The organism is Nocardia salmonicida (assembly GCF_036142455.1).
GTDB lineage: Bacteria > Actinomycetota > Actinomycetes > Mycobacteriales > Mycobacteriaceae > Nocardia > Nocardia salmonicida.
Genome location: NZ_CP108014.1, coordinates 3,398,890 through 3,423,720, shown reverse-complemented (window position 1 = coordinate 3,423,720; position 24,831 = coordinate 3,398,890). Strand labels below are relative to the sequence as shown.

General features: G+C 67.9%; 25 protein-coding genes. 9 read left to right on the top strand and 16 right to left on the bottom strand.

Features of this window, described 5'->3' with window-relative positions:
• Nucleotides 1-4: 4 nt before the first annotated feature.
• Nucleotides 5-1,024, bottom strand: a complete 1,020-nt coding sequence (locus tag OHS03_RS16225; protein WP_328663723.1) for an alpha/beta hydrolase — start codon at nucleotides 1,022-1,024, stop codon at nucleotides 5-7.
• Between the two features lie 42 nt (nucleotides 1,025-1,066).
• Here OHS03_RS16225 and OHS03_RS16220 point away from each other — a divergent pair, with 42 nt between their 5' ends.
• The 3 genes from OHS03_RS16220 (at nucleotide 1,067) to OHS03_RS16210 (ending at nucleotide 3,817) form a co-directional block, all read left to right on the top strand.
• Entirely contained in the window at nucleotides 1,067-1,954 is an 888-nt protein-coding gene (locus OHS03_RS16220; RefSeq protein ID WP_407942488.1) for an SDR family oxidoreductase, read from the top strand.
• On the top strand, nucleotides 1,951-3,060 hold the full coding sequence (locus OHS03_RS16215; RefSeq protein WP_328663719.1) for an MBL fold metallo-hydrolase: 1,110 nt from the start codon (nucleotides 1,951-1,953) through the stop codon (nucleotides 3,058-3,060). The genes OHS03_RS16220 and OHS03_RS16215 overlap by 4 nt, the downstream gene beginning before the upstream one ends.
• Nucleotides 3,061-3,166: 106 nt before the next feature.
• The gene (locus tag OHS03_RS16210; RefSeq protein ID WP_328663716.1) at nucleotides 3,167-3,817 is read left to right on the top strand and encodes a TetR/AcrR family transcriptional regulator; all 651 of its coding nucleotides are present in this window, start codon (nucleotides 3,167-3,169) and stop codon (nucleotides 3,815-3,817) included.
• 21 nt (nucleotides 3,818-3,838) lie between these two features.
• Here the strand turns inward: OHS03_RS16210 and OHS03_RS16205 are convergent, their stop codons facing one another.
• On the bottom strand, nucleotides 3,839-4,813 hold the full coding sequence (locus OHS03_RS16205) for an Lrp/AsnC family transcriptional regulator (protein WP_328663713.1): 975 nt from the start codon (nucleotides 4,811-4,813) through the stop codon (nucleotides 3,839-3,841).
• 141 nt (nucleotides 4,814-4,954) lie between these two features.
• Here OHS03_RS16205 and OHS03_RS16200 point away from each other — a divergent pair, with 141 nt between their 5' ends.
• Nucleotides 4,955-5,329: a VOC family protein gene (locus tag OHS03_RS16200; RefSeq protein WP_328663711.1), complete on the top strand. Its 375-nt coding sequence runs from the start codon at nucleotides 4,955-4,957 to the stop codon at nucleotides 5,327-5,329.
• Between the two features lie 51 nt (nucleotides 5,330-5,380).
• Here OHS03_RS16200 and OHS03_RS16195 read toward each other — a convergent pair whose 3' ends face one another.
• The 10 genes from OHS03_RS16195 to OHS03_RS16150 all read right to left on the bottom strand — a co-directional run bounded on the left by OHS03_RS16195 (nucleotide 5,381) and on the right by OHS03_RS16150 (nucleotide 16,784).
• A complete protein-coding gene (locus tag OHS03_RS16195) occupies nucleotides 5,381-6,445 on the bottom strand; it encodes a hemolysin family protein (protein WP_328663709.1) in 1,065 nt (354 codons plus the stop codon).
• Entirely contained in the window at nucleotides 6,438-7,793 is a 1,356-nt protein-coding gene (locus tag OHS03_RS16190; protein ID WP_328663707.1) for a hemolysin family protein, read from the bottom strand. Before OHS03_RS16190 ends, OHS03_RS16195 begins: the two co-directional genes overlap by 8 nt.
• 281 nt (nucleotides 7,794-8,074) lie before the next feature.
• Nucleotides 8,075-9,553: a GuaB1 family IMP dehydrogenase-related protein gene (locus tag OHS03_RS16185; protein ID WP_328663705.1), complete on the bottom strand. Its 1,479-nt coding sequence runs from the start codon at nucleotides 9,551-9,553 to the stop codon at nucleotides 8,075-8,077.
• Between the two features lie 51 nt (nucleotides 9,554-9,604).
• On the bottom strand, nucleotides 9,605-10,465 hold the full coding sequence (locus OHS03_RS16180) for a DMT family transporter (protein WP_328663703.1): 861 nt from the start codon (nucleotides 10,463-10,465) through the stop codon (nucleotides 9,605-9,607).
• A 120-nt stretch (nucleotides 10,466-10,585) separates the two neighbouring features.
• Entirely contained in the window at nucleotides 10,586-12,049 is a 1,464-nt protein-coding gene (locus tag OHS03_RS16175) for a DEAD/DEAH box helicase (RefSeq protein WP_407942487.1), read from the bottom strand.
• Nucleotides 12,050-12,304: 255 nt separating this feature from the next.
• Complete coding sequence (locus OHS03_RS16170; protein WP_062983202.1) at nucleotides 12,305-13,243, bottom strand: M56 family metallopeptidase; 939 nt, start codon at nucleotides 13,241-13,243, stop codon at nucleotides 12,305-12,307.
• Nucleotides 13,244-13,307: 64 nt separating this feature from the next.
• The gene (locus tag OHS03_RS16165) at nucleotides 13,308-13,697 is read right to left on the bottom strand and encodes a BlaI/MecI/CopY family transcriptional regulator (protein WP_281220972.1); all 390 of its coding nucleotides are present in this window, start codon (nucleotides 13,695-13,697) and stop codon (nucleotides 13,308-13,310) included.
• Between the two features lie 62 nt (nucleotides 13,698-13,759).
• The gene (locus OHS03_RS16160) at nucleotides 13,760-14,584 is read right to left on the bottom strand and encodes an ABC transporter ATP-binding protein (RefSeq protein WP_328663701.1); all 825 of its coding nucleotides are present in this window, start codon (nucleotides 14,582-14,584) and stop codon (nucleotides 13,760-13,762) included.
• A complete protein-coding gene (locus OHS03_RS16155) occupies nucleotides 14,581-15,726 on the bottom strand; it encodes a FecCD family ABC transporter permease (RefSeq protein ID WP_405151705.1) in 1,146 nt (381 codons plus the stop codon). The genes OHS03_RS16160 and OHS03_RS16155 overlap by 4 nt, the downstream gene beginning before the upstream one ends.
• Before the next feature lie 11 nt (nucleotides 15,727-15,737).
• The gene (locus OHS03_RS16150; RefSeq protein WP_328663697.1) at nucleotides 15,738-16,784 is read right to left on the bottom strand and encodes a FecCD family ABC transporter permease; all 1,047 of its coding nucleotides are present in this window, start codon (nucleotides 16,782-16,784) and stop codon (nucleotides 15,738-15,740) included.
• A 110-nt stretch (nucleotides 16,785-16,894) separates the two neighbouring features.
• Here OHS03_RS16150 and OHS03_RS16145 point away from each other — a divergent pair, with 110 nt between their 5' ends.
• Complete coding sequence (locus tag OHS03_RS16145; RefSeq protein ID WP_328663694.1) at nucleotides 16,895-17,593, top strand: hypothetical protein; 699 nt, start codon at nucleotides 16,895-16,897, stop codon at nucleotides 17,591-17,593.
• Nucleotides 17,594-17,628: 35 nt separating this feature from the next.
• Here OHS03_RS16145 and OHS03_RS16140 read toward each other — a convergent pair whose 3' ends face one another.
• Nucleotides 17,629-18,666 carry an alpha/beta hydrolase gene (locus tag OHS03_RS16140; RefSeq protein WP_328663691.1) on the bottom strand — a complete coding sequence of 346 codons (1,038 nt, stop codon included), beginning with the start codon at nucleotides 18,664-18,666 and terminating at the stop codon, nucleotides 17,629-17,631.
• Between the two features lie 293 nt (nucleotides 18,667-18,959).
• Complete coding sequence (locus OHS03_RS16135) at nucleotides 18,960-19,565, bottom strand: maleylpyruvate isomerase family mycothiol-dependent enzyme (RefSeq protein ID WP_328663688.1); 606 nt, start codon at nucleotides 19,563-19,565, stop codon at nucleotides 18,960-18,962.
• Nucleotides 19,566-19,635: 70 nt separating this feature from the next.
• Between OHS03_RS16135 and OHS03_RS16130 the strand changes: the two genes are divergently transcribed.
• Nucleotides 19,636-20,631: a MerR family transcriptional regulator gene (locus OHS03_RS16130; protein WP_328663687.1), complete on the top strand. Its 996-nt coding sequence runs from the start codon at nucleotides 19,636-19,638 to the stop codon at nucleotides 20,629-20,631.
• Here OHS03_RS16130 and OHS03_RS16125 read toward each other — a convergent pair.
• Entirely contained in the window at nucleotides 20,586-21,098 is a 513-nt protein-coding gene (locus OHS03_RS16125; protein ID WP_328663685.1) for a L,D-transpeptidase, read from the bottom strand. The genes OHS03_RS16130 and OHS03_RS16125 overlap by 46 nt on opposite strands.
• 174 nt (nucleotides 21,099-21,272) lie before the next feature.
• Nucleotides 21,273-22,430 carry an FAD-dependent monooxygenase gene (locus OHS03_RS16120; protein ID WP_328663683.1) on the bottom strand — a complete coding sequence of 386 codons (1,158 nt, stop codon included), beginning with the start codon at nucleotides 22,428-22,430 and terminating at the stop codon, nucleotides 21,273-21,275.
• Between the two features lie 82 nt (nucleotides 22,431-22,512).
• Between OHS03_RS16120 and OHS03_RS16115 the strand changes: the two genes are divergently transcribed.
• From OHS03_RS16115 to OHS03_RS16105, 3 genes are all read left to right on the top strand, one after another.
• Nucleotides 22,513-23,217 carry a TetR family transcriptional regulator gene (locus tag OHS03_RS16115; RefSeq protein WP_328663681.1) on the top strand — a complete coding sequence of 235 codons (705 nt, stop codon included), beginning with the start codon at nucleotides 22,513-22,515 and terminating at the stop codon, nucleotides 23,215-23,217.
• 267 nt (nucleotides 23,218-23,484) lie between these two features.
• Entirely contained in the window at nucleotides 23,485-23,868 is a 384-nt protein-coding gene (locus tag OHS03_RS16110) for a PaaI family thioesterase (RefSeq protein ID WP_328664254.1), read from the top strand.
• A 105-nt stretch (nucleotides 23,869-23,973) separates the two neighbouring features.
• A complete protein-coding gene (locus OHS03_RS16105; RefSeq protein WP_328663679.1) occupies nucleotides 23,974-24,798 on the top strand; it encodes an SDR family NAD(P)-dependent oxidoreductase in 825 nt (274 codons plus the stop codon).
• Nucleotides 24,799-24,831: the final 33 nt, after the last annotated feature.

Below are 24,831 nucleotides of genomic sequence, written 5' to 3'. Positions count from 1 at the left end.
GAGATCACGCGAGCGTCCGATGCGGCGGGCCGTCGGCGCGATCGAGCGCGGCGACGAACGCGCGCACCTGCGCCAAGGCGGCGACAGCTTCCGGGACGGCCAGGTATCCCGCCTGGAAGACGTGCACTTGGCCGGCCCAGACCTGCAGGTCGCAGTGCACGCCGACGCGGCGGGCGGTCGCCGCGAGGTGTTCGGCGTCGGCCTGCAGGATCTCGAGGCCGCCGACTTGGATGAGCATCGGCGGAAATCCGGGGACGATCCCGGCCGCGACATCCAGGCGGGGATCGGTGATATCGGCTCCGGCGAGATACATGCCGATCAGCCGGTGGGCGGTGGTGGCCGAGGCGTACGGGTCGCGCAGGGCCGGTTCCTTCGTGGCGGCCAGTCCCATGGTGAGGTCGGCCAACGGCGAGAACAGCACCAGTCCCGACGGTTGTGGAAGTCCCCGCCGGGCGAGCTCGCCGACGAGGGCCAGCGCCAGGTGTCCGCCCGCGGAATCTCCCGCGACGACGATATCGGCGGGTCGATGTCCGCGGTCGAGTAGCCAGAGGTAGCCCCGCACCGCGTCCTGATGCGCTGCGGGGAAGGGGTGTTCGGGTGCGAGCCGGTATCGCACGGCGAAGACGGGGCGCCCGCAGGCGCGACCCACCCGCGAGATCAGACCGCGGTGGGTGCCCGGCGAGCACGAGAAGTACGCACTGCCGTGCAGGTAGTAGACGATCGGTTCCCGCGATTCGGGCCGCGCGTTCACCCACTCGCCGCGCAACGCGACATCGGTGTCTGCCCGTTCGTGCACGGGAAAGCGCGCCACCGTCCACGACGGCATGACCAGGCGCAGCCCGTGCATCGCCGATCGTCCGATGCGGGCGCCTGCCCGAGTGGCGGGAAGCAGCGACCCCAGCCGGCGCACTGTCAGCACCATGACCGCGGCCACGGTCCGGCTGGCGCGCGACGGTGTCGCGTCGAGATATCGGTCCATGGCGTACATCATGCGCAGACAACCGGGAAACTGACAAGAAGTCATGTCAAAACTGCCCGCGATCCTGTACGTTGCTGACATGAAACCATGTCAAATCGAGGACGCGGAGGTATCGCTGACGTGCGACGGCCGATAACAGGGCGGGTCATCGCGGTGACCGGCGGTGCCCGCGGGATCGGAAGGGAGATCGCCGCGCAGCTCGCACGGGCGGGCGCGCGCGTGGCGATCGGCGATATCGACGGATCGGCGGCCCGCGCCACCGCCGCCGAACTGGGTGCGCAGGTGCGGGGATTCGACCTCGATGTCGCCGACCGGGCGTCGTTCGCGGCGTTTCTGGCCGCGGCCGAGCAGGGGTGGGGTCCGCTCGATGTGCTCGTCAACAATGCCGGGGTCATGTGGGTCGGCCCGTTCGACCGGGAACCCGAGGCCGTGCGGCGGCGACAGTTCGACGTGAATGTGCACGGCGTCGTCAACGGGGTGACCCTCGCCGCACCGGCCATGCGCACCCGCGGCGCCGGGCACATCGTCACCGTGGCGTCGGCCGCGTCGAAGCTCGCCCCGCCCGGTGAGTCTTCCTATGCCGCGACCAAGCACGCGATTCTCGGCTACCTGACCGGGGTGCGCGCCGAATTGCGCGACAGTGGCGTCGACCTCTCGGTGATCATGCCGACGGTGGTGGACACCGAATTGGCGGCGGGCACCGACAATGGCGGGGTAGCGCTGCTTCAGCCCGCCGACGTCGCTCGCGCGGTCGTGCGGGCGATCGAACGTCCCCGATTCGAGGTGACCGTCCCCGGCTACGTCGGACCGCTACTGCGCGCGGTCAACGTGCTCCCGGCCTTCCTGCGGGATCGTGTGCTGCTCGCCATGGTGCCGGATCAGGTTGCTGCCGTTCATGATTCGTCGAGCCGGTCCGACTATGAACACCGGGTCTATGACCCTGCCTCCACTCCTACGTCAGGAAATTCACGATGACGACAACCGATGCACGCGGCGACGTCCGGCCGATTCCGGAGTTCGCCGGTGTCCACGACGTGTGGCCGCGCGGCGACCGCCTCGAAGCCGTGCGTGAGGCCGCAGGCCGCTATCGCGAGCGGTTCCTCCAGCAGGGGCAGGTGCGCGCGATCAAGAGCTTCGACATCGCCGCCGCCCCGTATCCGCAGCGGTTCGCGTTCCAGGGCTATTCGATCGGCCCCAACCCGATGATCTCGATCATCAACCGGATGTTCGTGGTCCAATTCGAGGGATTCGACGGCGCGCTGCGGACACTGGTCTGGGAGCCCACCGTCGCGGCCGGGTCGGGCAAGGCCCCGTTCTACGCGAAGCTGCAGAAACTCTCGCGCACGCTGCGCGCGGACTCGCTGTTCGTCAAGTACTACAACGATCCCGAGGCGGTGCTGCCCCGACTCGGTTTGCGCGACGGGGACGTCGACTACGTCAGCTTCGACCATCTGCACGTGCAGGACGTCCGCATGATCATGGGGAGCGACCGGACGATCGACGGTGAGGCGGGCCCGCGTGACTCGCTGTTCCCGAACGCGCGGATGCTCGTGCAGCGCAAGGAACTCGGCACGCTGGAATCGGTGCACCCGATGCAGTGGGCCTGGTACGTCGACGGCGGCATGGACGGCGTGCCCGCCGAGCGGCTGCAAATCCTCGACGGTGACGTCGAATTGGGTGTCGGGGTCAGCCTGTTGTGGACGCCCGGGCACACCGACGGAAATCACTCGCTGTGTGTGAATACGCCCGACGGTGTCTGGGTGTCTTCGGAGAACGGGATGGCGGCCGACAGCTGGCAACCGGAATTGTCCAAGATTCCCGGGGTCCGGCAGCAGGCCGCGTTCTACGGCCGCGAAGTCGTGCTCAACGCGAATACCCTCGAGGACTCGCTCGATCAGTACGATTCCATGGTCAAGGAGAAGACCATGGCTTCCCGGTCGCCGCGCGATTCGCGCTGGCTGCAGGTTGTTCCGTCGTCGGAATGCGCGAACTGGAAGCGTCAGTGGCCGGTCGTGCCGACCTTCACTCACGGTGGACTCGACTACGGGACGATCACGATACCGCCGCGCGCCACCGTCTGACGCGGTGCTCGCTACCTCGCCCGATTCTGGTAAGGATTCATGTCGGAATCGGGTGCCTGGATAGGATGGAGGCTCCGGAAGTCGGGTAGACGGATGCGGGAGGATTGTGACCGAGACCGAGACCGCGTCGCGCCGTTACGGCGGGCGGGACAAGGCGAGTCGAAGCGCTGAGCGTCGAGCCGCTCTCCTGGCGGCCGGCCTGGAACTCTTCGGCACCATCGGCTACCCGGCGTCCTCGGTGAAGAAGATCTGTGATCGAGCGGGTTTGACCGAACGGTACTTCTACGAGTCCTTCACCCATCGCGAGGCATTGCTGAGCGCGGTCTACGACGGTGAGATCGACCAGGTCCGCACCGCCACCCTGGCGGCGCTGGCGGGCGCTGAACCCGAGCTGGCTCCCCAGGCGCACGCCAGTGTCGAGGCCTTCGTCCGAACTGTGGCCGCGGACCCTCGTCGCGCCCGCGTCATCTTCATCGAGGTCGTCGGCGTCAGTTCCGCACTCGAGGTACACCGCCGCGCGGTCATGCACGAATTCGCCCAGCTGATAGCCGGTTTCGCCGAAGCCTACTTCCACATTCCCGCCACCGAGCGGCTGGCGATCGCGGCGATGCTGTTCGCCGGCGGCATGACCGAGCTGATGGTGGACTGGACGCTGGCCGACACACCGCTGCCGCTCGACGATCTGATCGACGTCGCCGTGAGCATCCTGATCCACGGCCTCGGAACCCTCGATCCCCTACCCGCCGAACAGTCGTAGTCGAGCCCCGCACGGCGGGTCTCAGCGGCGGGGAAGGGGAAGGGGGCCTGCCCGTTTGATCCAGTCGGCGACGATCTCGGTGTGCACCCGATGCACACCGGACAGTGCGCCGATGCTGTCGGCGAGATAGTTGTGCAGCGCCACGGTGTCGGTGAGTTCGAGAAGCGCCAGCACAGTGCTTTCACCGGTTGTGGTGGCGGCGAAGGCCACCTCGGCGTGTGCGCCGAGGGCGTCGGTGACGGCCCGCAGCGACGCCGGGCGAACATCGAGCCGACAGATGACGTCGATGCTGCGGCCGTACAGCTTGGGATCGACTTCGACTTCGAACATCAGAACACCGTGCGCGGTGAGCTCGGTGATCCGGCGGCGCACAGTCGATTCGGCGATGCCCGACGCCCTGGCCAGCCGTGCGACGCTCATCCTGCCGTCGATGGCCAGCAGTGCCAGCAGGCGCTGGTCACCGTCGGTGCGTGGCGACAGCGGCTGTGGGTAGTCGCGATGATGGTGTTCGAGCAGTGCCTGCCGTTCCTCCTGGGTGAGGGCTTGCAGCCGTCCCGGCCACCCGCCGACACCGGCGACAGGAGCGAGCAGCCGTTGGGCCGTCACGACGTCGACGTTCGGCATTCTTCGGAGCTGGGCGAGCGGATGGCAGTCGGCCTGCGTGGTCCGCAGGATGCAGAAAAGCCCGCCGGTATCGGCCAGCGAGGCGATCCAGGACGTGTCAGCGCGTGCGGCCAGCGTGCGGGCAACCGTATCCACCGAGGCCGGCGGCGCGGCGATCTGGAGGATCCAGTCGGCCTGGTCCGGCTGGTCGTGGCGGGTGAGGCCGACGACGCGCAGGATCAGCTCGGAACGCAACCGGTGATAGCGGCGGGACACACTGCGCTCTGACAGTCCGAGTACAGCGCCGATCCGGGCGAACGATGTGCGCGGGCCGAGTTGTAGCGCGTGCAGCACCCGCCGGTCATCGGGGTCCAGGCTGACTGATTCCACCACAAGCCGTCAATCTAGTGGCAATATCCGCCGACTGGAGGCCGCGTGAACGACGATCTTCGGCGCACGAAGCACAGTGAGTTCGTGGCCCACCGACGGGTCGCCCGGCCGAGCCGGACCGCTCGATTTTGAGGAGATGACCCCGTGCTGACAGTTCTGCCTATCCGTTACGTTGCCGATGTGGCCGTTTCGCGCCGCTTCTACGAAGGACTGGGGCTCGCCTATCGCGCCGACGGCAGCGTCGCTGTCTGGGCACAGCTCGACGCGGCCGCCGGCGCGGTCGGTATCCATGACGCCGCTGTCTCGAAGGGGAAAGCGCCCGGGACGGTCGAGCTCGGCTTCTCCACCGACGAGCCGCTCGAGGAGGTCGCCGCCCGGCTGGTGGCGGGCGGCTACGAGCACACCCTTGTCGAGGAAGACTTCGGCCGCAGTATCCGGGTCACCGACCCCGACGGTGTCGTCATCCAGATCCAGGAGATCGATCCCGACACCGTTCGCCGCTCCCAAGCTCGGCTCTGAACCGGATCGCCCGCGCGGCCCGGTGTCAGAGTGCGGCGTCGAGCACGGAACTCAATCGGCGATGCGATGGGTTCCGTCGCGTACGGTGCCGACGAACTCTTCGATCAGGTCCTCCAACGCGACCACGCCGACGGTGTTGCCGCGACTGTCGACCACCCGTCCCAGATGGCTGCTGGTGCGGCGCAACCGGGCCAGCGCTTCGTACAGCGGAGTTCCGGTGCTCACGGTGGGCAGTGGGCGGATGTCGGTGCGGGGGATGACGGTGTCGGGGCCCGCGTTGTCGTCGGCGACCTCGTCGAGGACATCCTTGATGTGCAGGTAGCCCACCAGGGAGCCGTCGGAGGCGGCGACCGGATAGCGGGAGAAGCCGGTTTCGGAGACCGCCGCCTCCACCTCGCCGAGGGTGGTTCCGTTGCCGATCAGGGGTACCGATCTGGCTTGGGCCAACGGGACCATCACATCGCCGACGATCTGTTCGGAGGTACCGAGGGCCTGGGTGAGCCTGCGGTGTTCTTCCTCGTCGAGCAGTCCCTCGGAGCGGGATTCGCCGATCATCTCGGCCAGTTCCAGCGTCGAGACCGTGGCGTCGAGCTCGTCCTTGGGCTCGATCCGCAGCATTCGCAGCGTCATGTTCGCGGCGAGGTTGTACAGCGCGATCAGCGGCCGGGCGATCCGCAACCACATCAGGTGGATCGGCACCAGCAGCAGCGCCGACCGTTCCGGGCCCGCGAGGGCGATGTTCTTCGGCACCATCTCGCCGAGCAGGATGTGCAGGATCACCACGATGGTCAGCGCCAGCGTGAAGCCGACCGGATGCAGCAATTGCTCCGGCAGACCGAGCAATTCGAACGGACGCTCGATCAGGTGCGCGATCGCGGGTTCGCCCACTCGGCCGAGCAGGATCGAGCAGATGGTGATGCCGAGTTGGGCCGCGGCCAGCATGATCGACAGGTTCTCGCCTGCTTCGATCACTGTTTGGGCCTTCTTCTTCCCTTGTGCGACAAGGGCTTCGAGGCGGTCACGGCGGGCCGAGATGAGCGCGAACTCCGCGGCGACGAAGAACGCGTTGCCTGCCAGGAGTACGACGGTGAGCAAGATTCCGAACAGGTCACCCATGAGTGTTCTCCCGTGCCGAGAGGTTGGCCGCGTCGACGGGAATCAGCCGAACACGGTCGATACGCCGTCCGTCCATGCGTTCCACGCGGGCGATCCAGCCGCCGCCGGAACCGCGGGATGCGGGCAGTACCACGTCGTCACCGGTCACCGGGATGCGGCCGAGCTGGGCCAGAACCAGCCCGCCGAGGGTCTCGTATTCGCCCTCGGGTGCGTCGTAGCCGGTCGCGCGCGACACCTCGTCGATGCGCATCAGGCCCGAGCAGTCCCAGCCGTCGGAGACTCGGCGCACATCGCGCTCCTCCTCGTCGTGCTCGTCGCGCACGTCGCCGAGGATCTCCTCGATCAGGTCCTCCATGGTCACCATGCCCGCGGTGCCGCCGTATTCGTCGACGACCAGTGCCACCTGCATGCCGTCGGCGCGGACCCGCTCCAGGACTTCGTCACCGTCCAAGCTGGCGGGCACGATCGGCACCGCGACGGCCAGCTTGCTGAGCGGGATCTGCTTGCGCAGCTCGCCCGGATGGGTGAACGCCTGCTTGACGTGCACCACTCCGAGGGTGTTGTCGAGGTCGCCGTCGACCACCGGGAACCGGGAGTAACCGGTGCGCGCGGCGGCGGCGATGAGATCGGCGATGGTGTCGTCGCGGTCCAGCGATTCGACCTTCACCCGTGGCGTCATCAGGTCCTCGGCACTGCGCTCACCGAATTCCAGCGAGCGGTCCATCACCTGCGCGGTGCGCTGATCCATCGCGCCGCGCATGGCGGAGGTGCGTACCAGCGAACCGAGTTCCTGGGGTGAGCGGGCCGAGCGCAGTTCCTCGGCGGGTTCGATGCCCAGCCTGCGAACCACCCAGTTGGCGGCGCCGTTCAGAAAGCGGATGAGCCATTTGAACAGGGCGGAGAACCCGATCATCGGGCCCGCGGTGACCCGGGCCACCATCATCGGCTCGGCGATCGCGATGTTCTTCGGCACCAATTCGCCGTAGATCATCGACAGCGATGTCGCGATGATCAAGGCGAGCGCCAACGAGACACCGTGCGCAGCGCTTTCGCTCAATCCGATGCCGTCGAGCAGGGGGTCGAGCAGTCGGGCCAGCACGGGTTCGGCGATGTAGCCGGTGATCAGGGTGGTGATGGTGATGCCGAGCTGGGCGCCGGAGAGCTGGAAGGACAGGGTGTGATGAGCCTGTTTCACCAACCGTGACTGGGTGTCACCTTCGCGGGCGGCCGCTTCGACGGTGCTGCGTTCGAGGGCGGTGAGGGAGAACTCGGCGGCGACGAACAGGGCCGTTCCGAGGGTGAGGGCGACGAAGCCGAGCAGGCTGAGCACGGTCAGAACGATGGACATCCTCAGCACCACCCGAGGGGCGCGACAGGGAAACCGGGAGATCGAACGGACGCTGCGGAAAGGAGGACGCCGGGTTTGTCACCCGGCTCCGTAGAGGAGCCCTCCTGTGTGGCGCCCTGAGACGCGGGTGACAACTGGATCCTTTCGGGGCGGGAGTCGAGCATGTGCCGTGATCGGCTACTCCATAGTAATCGGTGCCCTCCCATGATGTGTCAGCGGCGCGGCCTCTGACACGGCGACGGCGGCCGATCGAGGGTTCGATCGGCCGCCGTGCGCGGGGTTCACCAGCCGCTGGGCAGCGGCCGACCTTCGGCGAAGCCTGCCGCGGACTGCACGCCGAGCACGGCCTTGTCGTGGAATTCCGGCAGTGAGCGAGCACCGGCGTAGGTGCAGGAACTGCGCACACCCGAGCAGATGTGGTCGATGAGGTCCTCGACACCGGGGCGCTCGGGATCCAGGCGCATCCGCGAGCTGGAGATGCCCTCCTCGAACAGCGCCTTGCGGGCGCGGTCGAAGCTGCTGTCGGCGGCGGTGCGGGCGGCGACAGCGCGCTTGGACGCCATGCCGAAACTCTCCTTGTACTTGTTGCCGTCGCGGTCGACGCGCAGGTCGCCGGGGGACTCGTAGGTGCCGGCGAACCAGGAACCGATCATCACGTTCGACGCACCCGCGGCCAGCGCGAGGGCCACGTCGCGAGGGTGCCGAACGCCACCGTCGGCCCAGACGTGCACGCCGAGTTCCTTTGCGGCGGTAGCACATTCGGCCACGGCGGAGAACTGCGGGCGACCGACGCCGGTCATCATGCGGGTGGTGCACATGGCGCCGGGGCCGACACCGACCTTGATGATGGTCGCGCCCGCCTCGGCCAGATCGCGGGTGCCTTCGGCAGAGACCACGTTGCCCGCGACCAAGGGGAGTCCGAGGCCGAGATCGGCGACGGTGCGCAATGATTCGAGCATCTTGGTCTGGTGGCCGTGCGCGGTATCGAGCACGAGCACGTCGGCGCCCGCCTCCGCCAGCGCCTTCGCCTTGGCGGCGACGTCACCGTTGATGCCCACGGCGGCGGCGACGCGCAGCTTGCCCGCTTCGTCGACGGCGGGGGTGTAGATACCCGCGCGGACGGTGCCGGTGCGGGTCATCACGCCGGCGAGCGTGCCGTCGGGGTTGGTGAGCACGGCGAGCTGGGCATGGGCTTCGGCGAGACGGTCGAAGATGTCGCGCGGGGACGCCTCGACGGGCACCTGGACGAAATCGGTGAAGGCGACCTCGCGCAGGCGCGCGAACCGGTCGACATCGGTGAAGGCGACCTCGCGCAGGCGCGCGAACCGGTCGACATCGGCGCAGGCGGCCTCGGTGACCACACCGACCGGCTTACCGCCCTCGACGACCACGACGGCGCCGTGCGCACGCTTGTGCATCAGCGCCACCGCATCGGACACCGAACGATCGGGATCGAGGGTGACAGGGGTGTCGGCGGTGAGCGAGCGGCTCTTGACGAACGCGATGGTGTCGGCGGCCGCCGGGATCGGCAGGTCCTGGGGGAGCACCACGATGCCGCCGCGGCGGGCGACGGTCTCGGCCATCCGCTTGCCCGCGACCGCGGTCATGTTCGCGACCACGAGGGGGATGGTAGTACCGGACCCGTCGACACTGGCCAGGTCCACATCGAACCGGGACGCGACCTCGGTCCGGTTCGGGACCAGGAACAGGTCGTCGTAGGTCAGGTCATACGGCGGCTGGGGTCCCGGAAGAAATCGCACTTGATTGATAGTAGCCCTGTGAGCACCGCGGTGGGCAATGTCGGCGATGTGTCAGCGCGCGGGCTCGGCGGCGACCGCCCTGGTCTGACACAGGGCCACGGTCGCCACGCACATCACGATGACGCAGACACCGACGACGACAAGGCCGAAACCGTTGGTGCGCAGGTGTTCGTTGAGGGCAGTGAGCCCGAGGAACGCGGCGGCCAGCGGTTCGGCGATGGTCGCCGCGGGCAGTGAGGCCGACAGCGGTCCGGCTTGGAACGCGCGCTGTTGCAGGTATACGCCGAGCAGTCCCGCGGCGACCAGCGTCCAGGTCTGCCACCCGCCGAGCACCGCGCCGATCCCGTCGCCGAACAGGGTGACCACACGGTCGGTGAGTGCGGCGGCCATGCCGAACAGGGCGCCACCGGCGAGACCGAGCGCGAGCGCCTGCCCCGATCGGCTGCTGATCACCAGCCCGGTGACGGTCGCGGCCGCGACGACGCCGAGCAGAATCACCAAGGGCACCAACCACTCTCGGAAGGGCGCGGTGTCCTCGCCCGCGGTCGGATCGCCCACGATCAGGAACAGCACGAGCGCCGTGACGAGGATCAGGGCGATCGTGGCGGCACGCGCGGTGATCCGCTGCCCGTTCAGTCGCGCCGACAGCGGGAGCGCGAACACCAAGGCGCTCACCAGAATCGGTTGTACCACCAGCACCGCGCCGAAGGTCAGCGCGAGAACCTGCATGCCGTAACCACCGACGTCGCCGACGATTCCGGACCACCAGCGTGGGCTGCGGAGCAGACCGCCGACGAGGGACGCGTCTTCGGGCACCGCCGCGGCCGCCCGCTGCTGGGCTACGGCGCCCACCGCGATCAACATGGCCGCGATCAGCGCGCACACGATGGTGGCGATCTCATGGTTCGTCACGGGCTCAGTGTGCGGGATCCGGCCCTTCTGGGCGCTGATCCACGACGGGAAGTCGCGGTGTTCGCCGCACCTGGAAACAGACGCGTGGCCGAACCGTAATCGGTTCGGCCACGCGATAACTCAGTTTGCCGTGCGGTTGCGGGAGACGGCGGGAGAAGCCGGACGCGCGGCGCGACGACGAGAATTCGTCGGCGTGTCGCCACTGCGGGCGTGTCCACCGGCCCCCGCGGGCTTGCGGGTACGCGACTCGTGTGCCGGACGCTCGCGACGCGGAGCGCCACCACGTCCCGCCTCGGCGGCAGGTGCGCCACCGGCGCGCGGACGACGGGTGCGCCCGCCGCCGGTCGCCGATCGAGTCGGCTGCGCGGGTGCGACCGGGGCAGCCAGTGCGATACCGCTGGGCTTGCGGGCGCCGGTGATCTCCACCAGGTTCCGGTCGCCGGGGCGCACGTCGACACCGTCGGTCCGCACGCCCGCTTTGCGGGTCATCGCGGCGACATCCTTGCGCTCCTCGTCGGTGACGAGGGTGACCACGACGCCGTCTTCACCGGCGCGCGCGGTGCGGCCCGCGCGGTGCAAGTAGGCCTTGTGCTCGGCGGGCGGGTCGAAGTGCACGACCAGCGAGACGCCGTCGATGTGGATGCCGCGCGCGGCGACATCGGTGGTGACCAGTACCGGCACCGACCCGTCGGCGAAGGCCGCCAGGGTGCGCACACGGTTGTTCTGAGCCTTGCCGCCGTGCAGCGAGCCCGCGTCGACTCCGGAGCCGCGCAGCTGCTTGGCCAGGCGGTCGGCGCCGTGCTTGGTGCGCACGAACATGATGGTCAGGCCCTCACGCGCGGCGATCTCGGTGGCCACGGTGCGCTTGATGTTCTTGTCGCGCACGTAGAGCAGGTGGTGGGTCATGGTGCTGACCGACGCCTCGGCGGGCGCGGTCGAGTGGGTCACCGGGTTGTGCATGTAGCGCTTGACCAGCTTGTCCACGTCACCGTCGAGGGTGGCCGAGAACAGCAGTCGCTGGCCCTGCTTGGGGGTGCGGTCCAGCAGGCGCGTGACCTGGGGCAGGAAGCCCATGTCGGCCATGTGGTCGGCCTCGTCGAGCGCGGTGATCGACACGTCCGACAGGTCGGCGTTGCGCTGCTTGATCAGGTCGTCGAGGCGGCCGGGGGTCGCGATGAGCAGGTCGACACCACGTGCCAGCCGATCGGCCTGACGCTTGATCGGCGCTCCACCGACGACGGAGGCCACTCGCAGGCCCAGCGCGCGGGCTGCCTCTTCGAGGGCCTTCTCGATCTGGGTCGCGAGTTCGCGGGTCGGCACCAGCACGAGACCGCGCGGGCGGCCCGGCTTGGAGGGCGAACCCTGGGCCAGGCGGGTCAGCATCGGCAGGCCGAAGGCCAGGGTCTTGCCCGAGCCGGTCGGGCCGCGGCCGAGCACGTCGCGCCCGGAGAGGGCGTCGCCGATCGTGGCGGCCTGGATGGGGAAGGGCTTGTCGATGCCCGCGTTGCGCAGGGTCTGCACCAGTTCGACGGGCAGGCCGAGTTCGGCGAAGGTCGGTTCGTTGGGCACGGCAGAGTTGGTCAAGGTGGCCTTTCGTTGGGCTGCGAATCGCGCCGAACGATGGTCGGCGCCGATTACCCGAATACGCGCCTCGGCGTGAGCGGGGTGCGGCCCAGCAGGAAGGACCGGTCTCCCAGGATAGGCGTGTTCGGCCTCGGGTGGGTAAACAGGCTGGTCAGGTCGGCGGTTGTGGCAACCTTTGTTCCGCTGTGAGACGCCGACCGACAGCGTGGTCGGCGCGTCGCGAACGGGCAGCGGCGGTGGTGGTTGATCGCCAGGTCAGCCGTGGAAGAGCCGGTTGAGTTCCTGCAGCCACGGCACCGCCACGGCCAGTGTCGGTACGACCAGAATCGCGGCCGAGCCGAGGTAGGCAGCGGTGGCGACTCTCACGTCTCCGGTGGTGCTTGCGAGCCGTTGGATGCGGATGAGCGTGCTCGGTCCGCCCGCGGCGAGCGCGCCCTGCGGAGCGGTGGACTTGGCACAGGCGATCAGGGCGCGGGCGAGAGGCTTGGGGCCGGTCACCTTCACAGCGGAGTCGTCGGCGAGTAGTTCGATCAGCAGCTTCACCTGGCCGAGCGCGGCCTTGCTGCGGACCACGCGGGGAAACGCCTCGTGGACGGCCGTGAACGCCTCGAGCACCAGATCATGGCGTGCGCGTAGATGCGAGCGCTCATGGCTCACGATGGCGGTGACCTCGGAGTCGTCGAGGTTGGTGAGCGTGCCTTCGCTGATCACGACCCGCTGGCGTAGACCAGGCAGGCAGTAGGCGATGGGTTCGGTGGCGGCCAGCACGCGGATATCGGCGGCGCGGCGCACCGGGCCGCTCTGATCGAGCAGGTCGACCAGCATGCGATGGCGGGAACGGCGGCGTCGGGTGTGCACACCGACTCGCACGATAGAGAACATCAGCCGGGCGCCGACCATCAAAGTCAGCGCGAAGACCAGCACATACAGCGTCCACAGGGGCAGACCGAGCGCGTCGATCTCCTGGGTGGGCGAGGTGGTCGGCCTACCGTCGGGGCCGGGTACGAGCAGCAGGCTGGCGATGGCGAGCCCGGATCCGAAGGCGCTGAGCACGGCGGCCAAGGCGATCGCCTGCCACAACACCAGTGCCGCGCGCGGGCTGCGGTGCACCCAGGTAGCGCGACTGAGCAGCGCTGGTACCGGCCCTGCGAGAAGCAAGGCGAGACCAGCAAAGACTGCCGCGGTTGCGTTCATCGACTCTGCTCACTGCGTTGTGGGGCCAGGGGCGCTCACTCCATTGTGAGAGCCGCCAGGGAGTCTAGCCGCTGTTTTCGTCGGATTCGAGCTTGGCGAGTGCCTCGCGCAGGGCATCGGCCTCGTCCTTGCCGACCTGCTCCACGAAATGCACCAGCGCCGCAGCCCGACTACCTGCGGCGTCGGCCTGTTGCAAGGCGTCGACCATCAGGCTCGCGACGAGTTCGTCGCGGGTGTGAACCGGTGCGTATCGATGGGCGCGATCGTCGCGTCGCTGCACGACGAGATCTTTCTTCGCCAGTCGTTGGAGCACCGTCATCACCGTGGTGTACGCGAGCTCGCGCCGCGCGGCCAGCGCTTCGTGTACCTGCCGCACCGTGAGTGGCTCATCGGCCGACCACAACTGGTCCATGACCGCTTTTTCGAGTTCGCCGAGACCTGCCATCCCACCGATTTTACGGCCTCAACGACAAACATGCGTACTACAGATTGTCGTAACGGAGTGTTTGCTGTGTGTTATTCGTCATAGTCGGCCGCGCCGTACACATGTCGGGTGCCGATCGGGACGACCATCGGCCGCCCCGAGACCGGGTCCGTGAGCACCGTGGCCTCGAGTCCGAACACCTCGGCCAGCAGGTCGGCGGTGACGATGTCGGCCGGCTTGCCTTGCGCGACGATCCGGCCCGCGCGCATGACCACGAGCTCGTCGCTGTAGCGGATGGCGAGGTTGAGATCGTGCAGCACCATCACCACCGTGCGCCCGTACTCGGCGTGCAGCCGGTCGACGAGGTCGAGGACCTCGAGCGAGTGCGCGAGATCGAGGTAGGTGGTGGGTTCGTCGAGCAGCAGGATATCGGTGCCCTGGGCCAGCGCCATGGAGATCCAGGCCCGCTGACGTTGGCCGCCGGAGAGTTCGTCGAGGGTGCGGTCGGCCAGGTCGCCGATGCCGGTTTGGGCCAGTGCGGCGGCGACCTCGGTCTCGTCGTCGGCCGACCACTGCCGCAACCAGGACTGATGCGGATGACGTCCGCGCGCGACCAGATCGGCGACCGTGAGCCCCTCGGGCGCGACCGGTGTCTGCGGCAGCATGCCGATCACCCTGGCCACGTCCTTGGTCTTCATCGACGAGATGGCCTTGCCGTCGAGCACCACCTGGCCCTCGCGCGGGCGAAGCAGCCTGCCCAGTGACTTCAACAGTGTCGACTTGCCGCAGCCGTTGGGTCCGATGACGGTGGTGACCACGCCGGGCGTGATGTCGAGGCTGAGCTCGTCGACGATCACCCGTTCGCCGTAGCCGAGGGACACGGCGTCGGCGGCGAGGCGATGGACGGGGCTGGTCATGAGAGCGTGGCCTTCCGATTCATGCGGACGAGCAGGTAGAGCAGGAACGGTCCACCCAGCGCGGCTGTGACGATACCGACCGGCAGGTCGACGGGCAGTAGCGCGCGCGAGACGACGTCGGCGCCCGCGACCAGGGCGGCGCCCGTCAGCGCCGAGGCGATCAGGGGCTCGCCCGCGGTCCGCAGCGCCATTCTCGCGATCTGCGGTGCGGCGAGGGCGACGAATCCGACCGGCCCCACGGCGGCGGTGGCCACCGAGGCGGCCACGACCGACGCGCCGATGAGCAGTGCCTGCTGCGACTGGATCCGCACACCGAGCACCCGGGTCGAGTCCTCGCCGAGGCGCAGCGCGGCCAGCGTGCGCGCCGACACCAGCGACACCACGGTCACCACCGCCAGGGCGATGACAGCGGGCACGACCCTCGACATATCGGCTCCGTTGAGCGAGCCGGTGAGCCAGAGCTGGGCGCGGGCGGCATCGGTCAGGCTGGCGCGGGTGAGCAGCCAGCTGATCACCGACAACAGGACCGCGTTCACGCCGATGCCGATGAGTACGAGCCGGAATCCGGTGACGCCGTGTTCGCCGCTGCCCCCGCGACCCCAGGCCAGCAGATAGATGACGACCGCGGTCAGCAGGCCGCCGGTGAGCGCGGCGATCGGGGCTCCGACGGTCGCGAGCAGTCCGGTGGTCGCGCCACCGCTGCCGACCAGCACCGCGACGGCGCCGACGCTCGCGCCGGTGGTGATGCCGAGCACGTCCGGCCCGGCCAGCGGGTTGTGCAGGATCGACTGCATCAGCGCGCCCGACAAGCCGAGCGCGGCTCCGACGACCACGGCTGTCAGCGCACGCGGCAATCGCGATTCGATGATGATGAAGCGCTGCGATCGCGTGCCGCCGCCGCCGAGCACGTCGAGTACGCGACCCAGGGGGATATGGGTATCGCCTACCGCGATGTCCAGGCAGAACAGTGCGAACACCGTGACCACCAGCGCCAGCACGATGCCGAACACGACCGGCCGCAGCACCAACGACACCGGCCCGACCCGCAGCGCGGGGCGCACCCTGCGCAGCTCGGTCACCGCTCGATCCGTTCGGTCGGCGCGCGCGGGTTCGGCGGCTACCCGGTCGACGGCCTTGCCCATCTCCACTTCACTCACAGCGACACCAACTTCTTACGACGCACCAGGGCGATGAAGAACGGCGCGCCGATCGCGGCCAACATCACCCCGACCTGGAGTTCACCGGGCCGTGCGATCACCCGTCCGACGACGTCGGCGACGAGCAGCAGCAGGCCGCCGAGCAGCCCGGAATAAGGGATCAGCCACTTGTTGTCCGGTCCGGTGATGGTCCGCGCCATATGCGGAACCACCAGCCCCAGAAACGCGATCGGCCCGATCGCCGCGGTCGCCCCGCCGCTGAGCAGCACCACCGCGAACAGACCGAAGGCCCGCGCCCGGGTCACGTCCACGCCGAGTCCGCGGGCGACATCGTCACCGAGGCTCAGCAGATTCAGGCTGGGTGCCGCGGCCACGGCCATGCCGACGCCGACCACCAGAAACGGCAGCACCTCCCAGAACACTTCCGCTTCGCGCCCGGCCACATTGCCGACCACCCAGAACCGATAGGTGTCGAGCGCCGCGTTGTCGAGCACGATGATCGCGTTCGTCATCGCCTGGAGGAAGGCGGTCACCGCCGCGCCGGCCAGGATCAGGCTCAGCGGACTCGCCTTACCCCCGCCGATCGAGGAGACCCCGAACACGATCACCCCCGCGATCGCCGACCCGGCGAAGGCGAACCAGATGTATTGCGCGGGTGCGGTGAACCCGAACAGGAAGATGCTCAGCGCCGCGAGAAAACCGGCGCCCGCATTCAGTCCTAACAATCCGGCATCAGCGAGCGGATTCCGGGTATACCCCTGGATGAGCGCGCCCGCGACGCCCAACGCCACTCCGGCGAACAGGGCCAATGCGGTGCGCGGCAGACGCAGCTCACGCACGATTTCCTCGGCGGTGGAGCGGGCCGGGCAGTGGAACGGGCCGCCGACGCAGCCGAGGGCGTGTGTGACGGCGTCGAACACCGTGGTGGGTGCGAGCGAGCGGGTGCCGACGGCAATGCTCGCCACCACCGCCACGGTGAGCAAGACAACGAGCAGCAGAAGCCCGGTCAGACGACGACGTCTGACGGTGCCAGGGTGGATCACGGCGACGAACTTCTCCTGCCTCGAAACCGGACATGACTTGTGAAGTCTGGTAAGCCTAACCTATGTTCCGAGACATCATCGTCACGGGAACCAACGTTCGAGGAGGTTCGATGTCCGAGCCCGTCACCACCGCCACTTCCCGCACCACCGCCGCGTTCGACCGCGCCTGTGCCAGGTTGCAATCGCTGCAACCCGAGCATCCGCGGGTGTATGCCGTCGCGGCGATGAGCGGGCAGGGCAAACGGCGATGGTGGCATGTGCCCAACGGGCTCTCGGAGGGCCGCGTCGAACTGATGTACCGACGTCACGCCGCGGAAATGATCAATGACGAGATCGCCGCCGAAGTGGTGGCCACCGCGCTCATCCACGCCGTAGCGGGTCGGGTCACCGCCCTGTTCGTCATGGACGCGCAGGCCTGGGACCCCGGCCGCGACAACCTGTGGATCCACCACGACAACGACGGCGGCATCGACTGGGCGGGGTTGACCGACACCAGGATTCGCGTCGTCGACTGCGACCCCGAACCCGGCGCGGTCGCTTTCCCCTGCGAAGCCGCCATGGCGGTCTGGCTCGCCCACCGCTGTGCCTCCTCGCTGATCCCGTTGCAGTCGGTTCTCACCCGCTGCTCCGGTCTGCCCGCTCGCCGTTTCTGGACCCTGGTCGGTGAATCCATCATCGGCGCAGCGACTTACGTCCCCGATCTGGCGCGCGCCGACGTGTCCGCGGGGGCGCGGCGTGGCCAACTCCTGCTCGCCGCGTTCGAGGAACGGGGCCTCCCGGTTCGCCGCAGCAGTTGCCTGCAGCGCTGACGAGAGCGCTACTCGGACAGTCGATCACCAGGGTTTCATGGTAGGCCGAGGGCTGTCGCCATCATCGGCCATGAGGCGTGGAGGTCGTCCTCCCAATAGCCCCAGGAATGAGTGCCGGTCGGGCGGATGCTGTAGGTGATGTTCGTGCGGCCGAGTTCTCGCGTCCGCTGTGCCAGATTCGTTGTGCAATACGCCGTCGCGGCTTCGATGCCGCCGCCGACGAGCATCTGATTCGTCAGAATCGACGTCGGGTTCTTGCCGTTGATGTGCACGCGCGGATTCGACAGCGTGTCGTGTGGACCCGGCAATCCGCTGCCCGCGGAGATGTAGATCGGAATATTCGGCAACCGATGGGCTTGCACGTAGGGATCGTGCTCGCGCCATGCGGCGTCGTTATCCGGACCCCACATGTTCTCGGTGTTCCCGCCGCCCATCCGCACCACGAGGGAGACGAAGGCTCGGCCGATCGGATCGCTGGTCATCGCGCAGCCGCTGTAGGCGGAGACGCTGCGGTACAGCTCGGGCGCCTGGATCGCGAGGTCGAGGACCGAGGTTCCCGCCATCGAGATGCCGGCCAGGGAATTGACGCCGTTCGTACCGAATGCCGCGTCGATCACGGGCGGCAGCTCCTCGGTGAGGAACGTCGTCCACATGTTGTTGCCGTTGTTGTCGAGGTTCTTCGCCAGGCCCGCGTCCGGTCGCCGCCAGTCGGTGTAATAGCTGAACGCGCCTTCCATCGGGATGACGACATTGACATGCTTGTCGGCGAAGAACCCGCCGGCATCGGTCTGACCCGGCCAATTGGCCGAATCCTCGCCGCCGCCCGCGCCGTTGAGCAGATACAACGTCGGTGCGGGCGCCGAGGTGTCGCTCGGCCGCAGCACCCGCAACGCGATCGTGCGATCCATCGCGGGGGAGTAGACGCTGATATCGGCGACCCGGTCGGTCTGCGTCCGGCTCACCAGCCGCGCGCCGGGGGCGGCCGATGCCGTGGCGTCTACGAAGACGGGCGTCGAGGCGACCGCCACGGCACAGACGGCCGAGATGATCGCGCGGAGCATTACGTTCTTCATCGTGTTGCGAGCCTGTTCGGGTGGTCATTACCGGCGGTATCGGATGTGATGCCGGTAACTTATCTCCCGCCGGGGAAGTGTGGCAAGCTGATGTTTCACTCTTCCGCTCTGCATCCGAGTGACGTACCTCCGCAATTCGGTCCGCGACGCTGTCAATCCTCCTCAGGTCGGCTGCACCGGATACGGGCCGGAATTCCGCTGACCAGATCCCGGCGCCGCAGCGCTTGGATCCATCTGCGGATCGCCTACTGCATTGCCGAGTGCGGTTGTACCGCAGTGCATTTCAGTGGTCGCTAGCGTCCGGGAGTGGTGCGGCCGGTGACGATCATGAGTAGTTCTGCGGCCGTGCCGCTGACCGTCGTACCCGCACCGGACGTCCATCCGGTATCGGTCGCGGCGAGGGCGTATCCGGTGAGTCGAGTCCGCGCGTGAAACGGTGCACCCCTCGTCCAGACCCGCTCCAGCGACAGCTGTGCTGCCGCCGTCGGCATCACCCGCTCGATTCCGAGCGGGACGGCGATGTCCTGCCCGTGTACCAGTAGATCCATCAGCCGGTCGATCGGTGTGGTGCCGATCGGGATGACTCTGGAGTCGATCGTGGCGTGCAGTTCGGCGAGCAACTCCGCGGTCGATGTTCGATCGGCGAGCCGGACGGCGGTGTCGTGGATGAGACGGTCGGTATTGCCGCGAGCGCGGATCAGGTTCACCACCAAGGAGGCGATCGTGACCCGGGTGGCCAACACGAGATGGGCCACGACGTCGCGGACGCGCCACCCCTCGCACAATGTCTCGGTGTCCCACGCCGATTCGGGCAGCTCGCGCAGCAAAGCGACCAGGGTGGTGCGCTCCTCGGCCACCGCCTGCCAGATCGTGTCGTTCATCGTGTCGTGTCCGGTCATCGTCGAGTCTCCTTCGCGTGGGCGTCCTCGGTACCGTAGGAGTTCCACCGAGGTGGAGGTGCCAGGAAAAGTGACCCACATCACGTATCTGACGATCGGCGAGCTCGCCGCCCGCACCGGCGTCGCGGTGCGAACGGTCCGGTACTACTGCGACGCGGGCCTGCTGGATGCCGCGCGCTCGCCCACCGGTCACCGGGTGTTCGAACCCGGTGCGGTCGATCGACTTGTGCTGTTGCGCCGGTTGCGCTCCTTCGGCATCGGACTTGCGGCGATCCACGACGTTCTGGACGGCACCCGGTCGATCGCGGAGGTGATCGCCGCCGAACGGGTCGCCGTCGACGACGAACTCGACGCACTGAACCGTCGCCGGGCGCTACTGCGCGCCGTCGAATCGGCGGCCCCCGACAGGCACAGCGAACACTTGAATCTGCTTGCCGCCGTGGTCGATCCGCGGGCCGCTCACGACGTGCTCGTCGCGTTCTGGCGCCGCCAACTCGCGCCGCTACCGACCTCGGCCATCGACGGATTCCTCAGCATGAACGTCCCGGAACTGACCGCCGACGCTCACCCCGAACAGCTCATCGCCTACGCGGAACTGATTGCCGCCGTAGCGAATCCGGACGTCGCCACCGCCATGTACGACACCATCCGCCACCGCGGTACCCCCGGAATCCGCGACGAACGCCGCCTACTGTTCGAGGTAGCCGATGCCTGCGTAGCCGTCGCGCCCCTCGTCGCCGAAGGTCGCCCGCCCCAGCCCGGTGCGGAACTCGACCACTATGTCGGCATCCACGCCACCGCCCGCGACCGCCGCGACACCCCGACCTTCCGCCGCCAACTCCTCACCGACGCCGCGGGAGCAGATCGCCGAATCCGCCGATATTGGTATCTGACAACAACTTGCACCGGTTCCGCCGTCACTACCGGCGCCGCCCAACTCTGGCTCTTCGACGCCCTGACCGCCTCGGTGACGCGAAAAGGGGAGGCCGATGGCCGGCCTCCCCTTGCTCGAAGCAGAACTCAGGGAACAACTTCGACGATGTCGCCCGGTTCCAGCCACTCGTAGTGCGCCTTCGCGCCTTCCGGGGTCAGGCGGATGCAGCCGTGGGACTGCTCCTCGGTGGGTCCGATGTGATAGGCGATGTCGCCGTTGAAGAAGACCGCGTATTCCATGGGGGCGTTGTGCAGGGTGCTCCAGTGGAACGGCTTCTTGAACGCCACCTTGAACACTCCGGGGGGCGTTTCGTAGCCGGGACGGCCGTGTGACATCGGGCTGGGCCCGAAGGTGACCTTGCCGTTGTCCATCAACCACGCGTTATTGGTCGACAGTTGCAGGCACGCACGCGCTTTCTCGCTGCACGGTGCCACCACGGGCTCCGGCGGCGGCGCGGGAATGATGGCGGGCACGCCGGGCACATCGGGCCCGCCGGGCCACAGTGGTTCGGCCTGTACAGGTGCTGCGACCGCGGCCCCGACCACGGCCACACACATCGCCGCCTGCACGGCCCACCGGGGAATACGACTACTACTCACGAAATCTTGCCTCTCTCGCCGCGCCCACCCCTGGTCGTCGTACGCCCAGAACATGAGCTTTCACCATCGACACAAGCCTCGGAAACATAGGAGGTACAGCGATCATGGAGTATTACGATCGTGTTGAGCAAGCCCTGGGCGCGGCTACCGGCGCGTCACATGCCGAGGATCGATTCATGCCGTGGCGGCGCGGTCCGACCGGAACGCCCGGGCGGCCAACGGCGGCAACACCATCAGTCGGGTGAGCTGGTTGCGCAGCCAGATCCGGGTGTTCGTCGCGGGGACGAGCATGGCACTGCCCGGGCCGACCGAGCGCTGGCGAGCTCGGACGATCGGTCGCAAGGTGCGCTCGTAGTGGGCGAAGGCCGCCTCGTGATCACCCGCGACGAGTCGGGTGGCGAGGAGGTGGGCGCCCTCGACGGCCAGGGCGGCACCCGCGCCGGAGAACGCGGTGGGGCAATAGGCGGCATCGCCGACCAAGCCGACTCGGCCGCGCGACCAGGTCGGCATGCGGATCTGGGTCATCGCGTCGAGGTAGAAGGTCGGGTCGGCGGTGGCCGCGTCCACAAGGGCGGGGATTTCCCACCCGGCGCCGGTGAACTGGTCGCGCAGCAGGTCGACTTGCGACGGCCGATCGCGCGGGAACTCGACATCGCGCGACGTGCGGAAAGCGAAGAACGCCTGTGCCGCGGTGTGATTGCCGGATCGGTACACACCGGCGACCCGGCCCGGGGCGTTGTGCAGGGTCACCGCTCGCGGTGCGCCGAAGGCCACGTCGACGGTGGCGCTCGCGAATCCGAGCCCGAGCGGATACGCCGCCTGCTTTTCGGACAGCACCGCGAGATTGCGCACGCGCGAATGCAATCCGTCGGCGCCGATCACGAGATCGAATTCCGCACTGGTTCCACCGGTGAAACCGACCTGGACCACGCTGCCGTCCTGGGTGATCGTGTCGACGGAATCCCCGAAGCAGTAGTCGACATCGTTCGCGGTGGCGTCGTAGAGGACGCGCGCCAGGTCGCCGCGCATCACCTCGAGGTCGCCGGGCTCGTCGAAGGTGCTGGTCGGCATCGAGGCGACCCGTTGTCCATCGGCATCGACGAACGTGAGCGCCCGGATATCGGTGGCGCGCTCGCGCAACGCGGGCAGCACCCCCATGGCTGCGGCGATGCCGACCGACGCACCGCGCAGATCGACGCCGTTGCCGCCCGCGCGCAGCGTCGGAGCTTGCTCGACGACGGTGGGACGCCAGCCGTGCCGGGCGAGCCAGAAGGCGAGGGTGGGTCCGGCGATGCTGGCGCCGGAGATGAGAATGCGGGGATTGGTCGACATGACGACTCCTCAGTGACTGACCGTTGGTCAGTAGTTACGCTAGGCCTCTGACCGTTGGTCAGTCAAGGGATAGAATGCGCCGATGAGTGATGACGTGGTGGTCGGAACCAGGGAGCGCATCCTTGCCGTGGCGATGGATCTGTTCAGCGCGCACGGCTATCACCGCACGACGGTGCGGGCGATCGCCGACCAGCTCGAAATCTCCAAAGCCGGTGTCCTCTACCATTTTCCGAGTAAGTACGACATCCTCGCCGGACTGGCCGAGCCGCTGCTCGTCGCGCTCGCCGACGCCATGGCCGCCGCAGTCGATCCGGATCCTCGGGTGGCCCGCAGACGGGCTCTCGAAGGCATTCTCGATGTGTACATCGAGCATCGGTACCTGCTGCGCCTCAATGTCAACGATCTCGCGCTGGCCGCGTCGGGCAGCATCTTCGAGCGGTTCCGCGACCTGGTGTTGGCGGCGAACGTGCTCGTCGCAGGCCCGAATCCGACGTTGTCCGATCGTGTGCGCGCGGTGCAGGCGTTGGGCGTACTCAGCGACCCGGTGGTGTTGTTCGCGGACGAATCGCCGGCCGCTCTGCGCGCGGAAGTGCTGGCCGGCGTGGATCTGCTGTACCCCGCCGAGTTGAATACTGTTGCCGCACAACGAGGGCGACCCGCGCTGCTCGACGAGGAGGGCGTTGCCGCTGCGCGCAGGATGAGCCGGATCGAGCAGCGCAGCGCCACGGAGATCGCCACCGTCCTCGGCGTGTCACGGGCCACGGTTTATCGGTACTTGAAAGACTAATTATGAGACACATTATGAGACATTAATGAGACGGAACGACAGGAACTTGACTACTTAGGTAAGCCTGACCTACTCTGATCTCGGCGTACGGATGAGCCGGTGGTCCCGAGGGCTGCGGTCGACTCCGCCATCCTGCCGCGGCGGGCTCCGTTTTCGAGCGGAGCCCGCCGCTACGTCTTACCGGCTGCCGCGCACGTTTTCGGATGGTGTAAACCGGACCGTATGAGCGAAACGCCCCTGTCCCTGGCCGATGTCACCCCCGAGTTGATGACCAAGGCCAGCGAAGGCACCTTCACCGACCTCATCGGTCTGCGCTACACCGAGGTCACCCCTGATCGGGTGCGCGGTGAATGGACAGTGCGCCCCGAGCTGCACCAGCCCGCCGGTATCCAGAACGGCGGCGTCTACTGCACCATCATCGAAACCCTCGCCAGCGTCGGCGGCGGCGTCTGGTTCGGCGAGCGTGGATCGGTCGTCGGCGTCAACAACAACACCGACTTTTTGCGCGCCGTCCGTGAGGGCGTCCTCACCGGCGAGGCCACCCCGATCCACCGCGGCCGTAGCCAGCAGCTCTGGGTCGTCGTCATCACCGACGCCGACGGTCGCACTGTCGCCCGCGGCCAGGTCCGCCTCCAGAACCTCGCCGTCTAGCGTTCTGTGGAACAAGGGGAGCCCGGCGATCCTTGGTGAACCCGCTGGTTCAATTCACTGAACGTTATCGTGACATCGGTGAATCGTGCCGATAGGATCCTTCCCGTGAGGCACGTTGTAGTCGCGGGCGGGACCGACGGTTTGGGGCGGGCAGTCGCGCTGGATCGACTGGCCAAGGGTGATGCCGTCATCGTTATCGGGCGCGATCCGGCAAAAGGCGCGGAGTTGCTTGCCGCTGCGGCGGCCGTAGGCGCGGCCCGACGCGCGCACTTCGTACGGGCCGATCTGAGCTCGATCGCCGAGACGCGCACCGCGATCGAATCCGTTCGGGGCTACTTCACCCGAATCGACGCTCTGGTGCTGTGCGCGCGGCATTACCGGTCCGAACGACTGGTCACGGCTGAGGGGTTCGAATACACCTTCGCCCTGTTCTATCTGAGTCGGTTCGTGCTGAGCTACGAACTCCTCGACCTGTTCGATTCCGCCGCGACTCCGGTCGTCTTGAACGTGGCCGGCCCCGGTAGTGGGACGAGCGAGATCCGCTGGGACGATTGGGGTTTCGAGCGTGGCTATCACGGCTTGCGCGCCCTCTCCCAGGGCGGACAGCTCAACGATCTCCTGGGTATCGAGTTCGCGCGCCGATCGTCCTCCCGCGTTCGCTATGTCCTGCTGCATCCAGGCGTGGTCGATACCGGGCTGTCGGGCGACTACGACGCCGAGATGGCAGCCAGAGTCGAGACGATGCGCGCTACCGCGCAATCGATCGACCAGGCGATCGGTCCGATCCTGGGCGTACTGGATGAACCGCCGACGGAGGCGCTGACCGCGATCGTGCAGGGCGCACGGCTCGATGTCGCCGGACCCGCCTTCGATACCGCGGCGGCTGCGAGGCTTTTCGACGACACGTCCGGACTGCTCGCTCGGCTGTGAAGGCAGATTCGGCGTTCGTGGAGGGCCGCAGTC